At 41.9% G+C, this 6,000-nt stretch carries 8 protein-coding genes and 2 pseudogenes; 8 read left to right on the forward strand and 2 right to left on the reverse strand.

Features of this window, described 5'->3' with window-relative positions:
* The first annotated feature begins 115 nt into the window (after window positions 1-115).
* Genes ACH10T_RS11865 through ACH10T_RS11880 form a run of 4 tightly spaced genes read left to right on the forward strand, consistent with a single transcriptional unit; the run spans window position 116 to window position 3,323 of the window.
* On the forward strand, window positions 116-301 hold the full coding sequence (locus ACH10T_RS11865; RefSeq protein WP_292993475.1) for a DUF2065 domain-containing protein: 186 nt from the start codon (window positions 116-118) through the stop codon (window positions 299-301).
* A 44-nt stretch (window positions 302-345) separates the two neighbouring features.
* Window positions 346-1,497 carry an ATP phosphoribosyltransferase regulatory subunit gene (locus tag ACH10T_RS11870; RefSeq protein ID WP_394809480.1) on the forward strand — a complete coding sequence of 384 codons (1,152 nt, stop codon included), beginning with the start codon at window positions 346-348 and terminating at the stop codon, window positions 1,495-1,497.
* 35 nt (window positions 1,498-1,532) lie between these two features.
* Window positions 1,533-2,828, forward strand: a complete 1,296-nt coding sequence (locus ACH10T_RS11875) for an adenylosuccinate synthase (RefSeq protein ID WP_292993473.1) — start codon at window positions 1,533-1,535, stop codon at window positions 2,826-2,828.
* Window positions 2,829-2,885: 57 nt separating this feature from the next.
* Entirely contained in the window at window positions 2,886-3,323 is a 438-nt protein-coding gene (locus ACH10T_RS11880) for a GNAT family N-acetyltransferase (RefSeq protein ID WP_292993472.1), read from the forward strand.
* A gap of 6 nt (window positions 3,324-3,329) precedes the next feature.
* Here ACH10T_RS11880 and ACH10T_RS11885 read toward each other — a convergent pair whose 3' ends face one another.
* Entirely contained in the window at window positions 3,330-3,707 is a 378-nt protein-coding gene (locus ACH10T_RS11885; RefSeq protein ID WP_394809481.1) for a hypothetical protein, read from the reverse strand.
* A gap of 353 nt (window positions 3,708-4,060) precedes the next feature.
* Here ACH10T_RS11885 and ACH10T_RS11890 point away from each other — a divergent pair, with 353 nt between their 5' ends.
* The 3 genes from ACH10T_RS11890 to ACH10T_RS11900 all read left to right on the forward strand — a co-directional run bounded on the left by ACH10T_RS11890 (window position 4,061) and on the right by ACH10T_RS11900 (window position 5,512).
* A complete protein-coding gene (locus ACH10T_RS11890; RefSeq protein ID WP_394809482.1) occupies window positions 4,061-4,351 on the forward strand; it encodes a hypothetical protein in 291 nt (96 codons plus the stop codon).
* Window positions 4,351-4,560 carry a hypothetical protein gene (locus ACH10T_RS11895; protein ID WP_394809483.1) on the forward strand — a complete coding sequence of 70 codons (210 nt, stop codon included), beginning with the start codon at window positions 4,351-4,353 and terminating at the stop codon, window positions 4,558-4,560. The genes ACH10T_RS11890 and ACH10T_RS11895 overlap by 1 nt, the downstream gene beginning before the upstream one ends.
* 586 nt (window positions 4,561-5,146) lie before the next feature.
* On the forward strand, window positions 5,147-5,512 hold the full coding sequence (locus ACH10T_RS11900; RefSeq protein WP_394809484.1) for a hypothetical protein: 366 nt from the start codon (window positions 5,147-5,149) through the stop codon (window positions 5,510-5,512).
* Window positions 5,513-5,542: 30 nt separating this feature from the next.
* On the opposite strand, the pseudogene ACH10T_RS11905 reads toward ACH10T_RS11900, so the two are convergent.
* Window positions 5,543-5,800 (reverse strand): annotated as a pseudogene (locus ACH10T_RS11905) (IS3 family transposase); the annotation flags it as partial.
* Between the two features lie 96 nt (window positions 5,801-5,896).
* Between ACH10T_RS11905 and ACH10T_RS11910 the strand changes: the two are divergent.
* Window positions 5,897-6,000 (forward strand): annotated as a pseudogene (locus tag ACH10T_RS11910) (IS1595 family transposase); the annotation flags it as partial.

Here is a 6,000-nt window from a genome sequence, read left to right on the forward strand (position 1 = left end):
AAGAGGTTCTGGAAATCGTGGATATTTTTATACTCGATTACAACAGAACCTCTTAATTTTTTCTTCTATTTTAGAAAACATAATGAACGCCTGATTTAGCAGGAGCTGTATTAATATGTGGGAAAATTTTCTGATTGCGATTGCCTTGATGTTAATTCTAGAAGGGATGCTGCCATTTTTATCTCCCCAGACTTGGAGAGAAGCATTTAGAAAAATGATTGAAATTAATGATCATCAGATACGTTTTATTGGTCTGACTTCAATGTTGGTTGGACTAATGTTGCTACTTATCGTAAGTTAACATTATTTTCTATTCTTCTCGTTGACAATTTGTCGATCATAAACATGCAAAATTGGCTACTTCCAGAATATGTCGAGGATATATTACCTGTAGAAGCATTGCATATCGAAGTAATGCGTCGTCAGATCATTGATTTGTTGCTGGTACACGGATACCAGCAGGTAATGCCGCCTTTGTTAGAGTATGTGGAATCGTTGCTGTCCGGCAGTGGCAGCGACATGGATTTGCATATGTTCAAAGTGATAGATCAGCTTAGTGGGCGCATGATGGGCCTACGTGCCGACATGACTCCGCAAGTTGCGAGAATTGATGCACATTTGTTGAATTCTGAAGGCATAACACGTCTATGTTATGCCAATAGCGTATTGCATACCGTGCCATCTGGGATAACCCAAACTCGAGAGCCATTGCAAGTAGGTGCGGAACTTTATGGCCACTCAGGGTTGGAAAGTGATCTAGAGGTTCAACGGATCATGTTGCAATGCTTGTCTGTCGCAGGGGTAAGTAAAATTCATTTAGATCTCGGTCATGTGGCCGTTTTTCGGGGGATAATTAAGGGTGCGGGTATATCGCGAGAACTCGAAGCCGAATTGTTCGCGGTTCTACAAGCAAAAGATGTTTCAGCTTTAAAGGAATTGTGTATAAAGTTACAAAAAGACACTCGTGACGCATTGATGTTATTGCCTCAGCTTTATGGTGATAAGAAGATTCTGGACGAAGCTATTAAACGATTGCCGGAATATCCTGAGGTTAGAGTTGCATTGGATGAGTTAAGTATAGTTGAAGAAGAATTGAAGCCAATTATCGATGAAGTCGCCTTTGATTTGGCGGATTTGCGTGGATATCACTATCATACCGGAATAGTGTTTGCTGCGTATGCGAATGGCTGCTCAAACGCTATTGCTTTAGGTGGACGTTATGACGAAATAGGGAAAGCTTTCGGGCGGGCACGGCCAGCTACTGGTTTTAGCATGGATCTCAGAGAGCTGTCCAGATTGGTGAAACCTCAAACATATCCCAGCGGAATACGCGCGCCTTTCCAGAAAAAAAATAAAGAACTGGAAAATATGATCGAGCAACTGCGCAGCTCAGGGCAAATCGTTGTGATGGATTTACCGGGACAAGAGAACGAATCCTTGGATTGCGATAGGCAATTAGTATTTCATAATGGGCAATGGATCGTTGAGGAAATTTAATATTTTAGAAGAAAAGTTTTTTAGAGATTAGTGATATGACTAAAAATGTAGTAGTCATTGGTACGCAATGGGGTGATGAAGGAAAAGGCAAGGTGGTTGACTGGCTAACAGATCATGCGCAAGGCGTTGTACGCTTTCAAGGCGGCCATAATGCGGGTCATACCTTGGTCATAGGAAATAAAAAAACCGTATTACATCTGATCCCATCCGGCATACTGCGCGACCGTGTTGTTTGTTATATTGGAAATGGAGTGGTGATTTCTCCGGAAGCGCTGCTCAATGAAATTGATATGCTTGAGCATAATGGTGTCAATGTCAGTGGGCGCTTGCGGATTAGTGCAGCTTGTCCGTTAATTTTGCCCTGTCACGTCGCATTAGATAATGCGCGTGAGACTGCTAGAGGCGTAGGGAAGATTGGCACCACAGGACGTGGTATCGGTCCAGCTTACGAAGATAAAGTCGCGCGACGCGCAATTCGTTTGCAAGATTTATTCCACCGTGATCGCTTTGCTGCGAAGTTAGGTGAGATGTTGGATTATCACAATTTTGTGTTGAAAAATTATTTTCATATGCCTGTCGTAGATTTTCAAAAAACCATGGATGATGCACTGGTACAAGCTGAGCGGATTAAACCGATGGTGGCTGATGTTCCCCAGCTTTTATTTAATGCGCACAAAGCGGGGGATAATCTGTTATTCGAAGGCGCACAGGGTGCGTTATTGGATATTGATCATGGCACATACCCATTTGTCACCTCTAGTAATTGTGTGGCTGGCGCGGCAGGTCCTGGCAGTGGAGTTGGACCGCAAATGTTGCATTATGTGCTGGGTATTACCAAAGCATACACAACACGTGTTGGTTCTGGGCCATTTCCGACTGAACTGGACGACGAAGTAGGCAAGCATCTTGCCACACGTGGACATGAATTCGGTTCGACAACAGGGCGTCCTCGCCGCTGTGGTTGGTTTGATGCGGTTGCACTAAAGCGCTCGATTCAAATAAACGGAGTCACAGGGCTATGTATTACTAAATTAGATGTCTTAGACGGTGTAGAAATTCTTAATCTTGGGGTAGGGTATAAACTGAGCGATGGTAATAATAGCAATATACTGCCGATTGGTGCTGATGATCTGGATTGTTGTGAACCGATCTACGAGGAAATACCCGGATGGTCAGAAAATACAGCCGGAATTAAAGAGTTTGATCAACTGCCAAAAGCCGCACAGGATTATCTGAAACGCTTGGAAGAAGTTTGTGAAATACCCATTGATATGATTTCTACAGGACCTGATAGAGAAGATACTATCCTGCTGCGCCATCCTTTCAAATAATGAATATTGGTCACTCAATGTGCAGTAACCAACCTAACCAACTGCAAGAAGTAAATCATGCGCTACTCTCATCCGGTACATATTGTGAGCTGGGAAGATGAAGTACTCACTTTGCGTGCTATCCGAACTGAAGTTTTTATTCATGAACAGCAAGTTCCGGAATCTTTGGAATGGGATGAGTTTGATGCAATTAGTACACATGTGTTAGCAAGCAATTCTGATGGACAACCCGTGGGGACTGCAAGATTATTGCCGGATGGTCATATTGGACGTATGGCAGTATTAAAGGAATGGCGGGGTAAAGGATATGGCAGTGCCATGCTGCAAAAGATGCTGGAAGAATTAAGAAACCGGCATAAACAAAAAGTAATGCTCAATGCACAAGCGAGCGCAGTTAAATTCTACGAAAAATTTGGATTCAAGGTTTCTGGGGAAGAATTTTTGGAAGCCGGTATTCTTCATGTCAAAATGATACTTTTCTTGAAGTCGAATTAGCCCTGTTTATTTTCTATCAGTTTTCCCCCATTCATTAGCTAACGCATCTGAAGCTTGTTTCCATTGATTGATTGCCTGTTCCATTGAGATCCTAGCCTGTTCTGATTTTTTTCTGGCAGTTTCAGCCTCTTGCTCGGCTGTGGCTAATTTCTGTTTAATTGCGGCAAATGTCTTTTCTGCAAAAACAGCATCCTTATTTAAAGTATCCGCTGATTGCTTGGCTTGCATCATTTTGTCATAGGCAATGCTGGCGTTTTTTTGAAGATCAGCAATATTTTCTGCGTACACAAAAGGCAGAACTAAGACATTCAGAGAAAGAATGAAGCAAGTTTTAGTAAATAAAATGGTGAAATTGTATTTCCTAAAATTGGAGTTTATTCTCATAATTACCCTTTAAATCATTAAGTTATTATTCTGTATAGTGAGTTTATGTAGCAAAGAGAGAGTGAGTTCAGAATTCTATGCAACATATGATTCAGCGAACAGACTCATCTCTACAATGTGGCGCGATTAAGTTCTACATCAAGATTCTTTTAATAAAACCTGATTACCGGCATATGAATAGGTAGGTTCATAGCGCACCAATCAAACAGTCGATGTAGGCAACCTTTACCATGTTTCTTCCTCTGTGCTATTGTATCTTAAGATATTGTAAAATCAGTATACCAAAATGCGTGATGTAGAAAGCAAATGATCTGCCCGGTTTTGTTTCATTTGGAACCCAAGGAGGGTTTCAAATGAAACGGACAGAATGGCTACAGGAGACCAGGAAGATAAGATTTGAAGAAGCGTATGAAGGCTGGAGAAGTAGAGGATTCACGCACGCAGAAGCAGCTTTGCTACTTAGCGTATGTGATCGCACATTTCGGCGTTACATGATTAAATACGGCGAAGGTGATTTAGAAGCACTGATGGATATGCGACTCACCCAGGCGTCACACCGTTGCGCACCGGTTAAGGAAGTGATGCAACTGACTGAGCAATATCGAGGTCATGATTCAGGTTGGAATTTAAACACTTCGAAATGATGATTCATCAGGATGGTAGCACCTATGAATGGCTAGTGAATCAGAAGTGGGATCTGATTGTCACCATGGATATTGCTACAAATGAGCACTACTCGATGTTTTTTGTTGAGGAAGTTGTTACTACCAGCAGTTTCAGAGGTGTTCACGAAGTTATTGAGAAATTTGGATTGTTTTCTTCCTTCTACTCGGATCGTGGCAGCCACTATTAGCATACATCAGGCGCATTTGCCCAAGGAACTGGCTTTGGCTGGCATCACAGATATGGAGGCAGCAAATCATTATCTGAAGGAAGTATATATGCCTGCCTTTAATGCTGAATTTATGTAACCTGCAGCGGTAGAAGGATCAGCTTTTGTGCCTTGGATTGTGGACATGAAGATTATCTGTGTGAGCGCCATGAGCGCATAGTGGGTCATGATCACTGTGTCAATTTTAATAACCTGAAACTGCAAGATACCTACTGATCAGTATCGATGTCACTATGTGAAGGCCAAGAAGGTTACCGTATTGCGCTATTCAGATGACAGGTTGGCGATTTTGTACGGACCACGAAAAATCGCAAATTATGATAAAGCAGGGCAGGAAATAAAACAAAATGAAAAGTTGGTGCGTAAGTCCGCCGCCTTAGCTTTGCAATGAATCACAATACGGATTCATTGCGTTTTAATTAAAGGCGGACAATTCATTTGCTACTAAATAGGACAGTTCTATTTGTTGCTAATAATACCAAAAAACGTGAATTCTTGTTCATTGCTATCTGTAAACATTATTTGACTACTAATATAAGGAACTAGAATGTATATGTCGCCAGGGGCACTATTGCTAAAAGTATGTGTAATTTTTATTTGTGGTTTGTCGCTGGTTATGTTCGCAACATCGGTATTTGCAAGTTGTAAGGGGTGTTTGTGTTCGGGAGATCCGTGTAGCCTTTGCCCATTGCCTGCCATGCAAGATAATGCATCAAAACCAGGTGAACACGATCTATGTGCGAGGATAAAAGAAAAAGTGCCACCAACTTTGGCACAACCGGGATCTAATGAGTATTTTCCAATTCTGGATAAAGCTATTATGGTTTGTGTGAATGAAGGGGGGGACGTCATTAGAAACAAGCAACGTAATGCGGAGTTTCCATCAAGCTTTTATTGCAAACCACCAAACTGATATGTACTGTCAAAAATGGAATCCATCGGTTTAAGCAGCAAGCAGATTTGCATAATATTGCTGCGTAAAGTGTGCCGGTGACAAATAGCCGAGCTTTTTCTGTTTTCTCTGTCGGTTATAGAAGATTTCTGTATATTCGGTAATCTCCTGAATGGGCTGTTGTCGTGTTTTGAGTTTTCTATGATGCACCAGCTTGGTTTTAAGTATTCCCCAGAAGCTTTCCATCGGGGCATTATCATAGCAATCCCCCTTGCGACTCATAGAAGCGATCATGCCAAATTGTTGTAATAAATTTCCTGATTAGAAAGATTCTTCAGCCAAACCTGATTTTCTCTATTATTAGGCGCATACTGACCCAAGCAAACCCATCAAAGAGAAATTGCCATGGTTATGAACCATATCCAATTCCAAGCAGGCTTGTCCTTACCTGCATTCCTTGCGCAGTTTGGCACAGATGAGCAATGCGCGGATGCATTGGAAGCATCCCG

The organism is Nitrosomonas sp. (assembly GCF_043753625.1).
Taxonomy (GTDB): domain Bacteria; phylum Pseudomonadota; class Gammaproteobacteria; order Burkholderiales; family Nitrosomonadaceae; genus Nitrosomonas.

Excerpts from the sequence above, each read along its gene's own strand:
- ACH10T_RS11865 (WP_292993475.1), top strand. The coding sequence starts at position 116 with ATGTGGGAAAATTTTCTGATTGCGATTGCCTTGATGTTAATTCTAGAA.
- ACH10T_RS11870 (WP_394809480.1), top strand. The coding sequence starts at position 346 with ATGCAAAATTGGCTACTTCCAGAATATGTCGAGGATATATTACCTGTA.
- ACH10T_RS11875 (WP_292993473.1), top strand. The coding sequence starts at position 1,533 with ATGACTAAAAATGTAGTAGTCATTGGTACGCAATGGGGTGATGAAGGA.
- ACH10T_RS11880 (WP_292993472.1), top strand. The coding sequence starts at position 2,886 with ATGCGCTACTCTCATCCGGTACATATTGTGAGCTGGGAAGATGAAGTA.
- ACH10T_RS11885 (WP_394809481.1), bottom strand. The coding sequence starts at position 3,707 with ATGAGAATAAACTCCAATTTTAGGAAATACAATTTCACCATTTTATTT.
- ACH10T_RS11890 (WP_394809482.1), top strand. The coding sequence starts at position 4,061 with ATGAAACGGACAGAATGGCTACAGGAGACCAGGAAGATAAGATTTGAA.
- ACH10T_RS11895 (WP_394809483.1), top strand. The coding sequence starts at position 4,351 with ATGATTCATCAGGATGGTAGCACCTATGAATGGCTAGTGAATCAGAAG.
- ACH10T_RS11900 (WP_394809484.1), top strand. The coding sequence starts at position 5,147 with ATGTATATGTCGCCAGGGGCACTATTGCTAAAAGTATGTGTAATTTTT.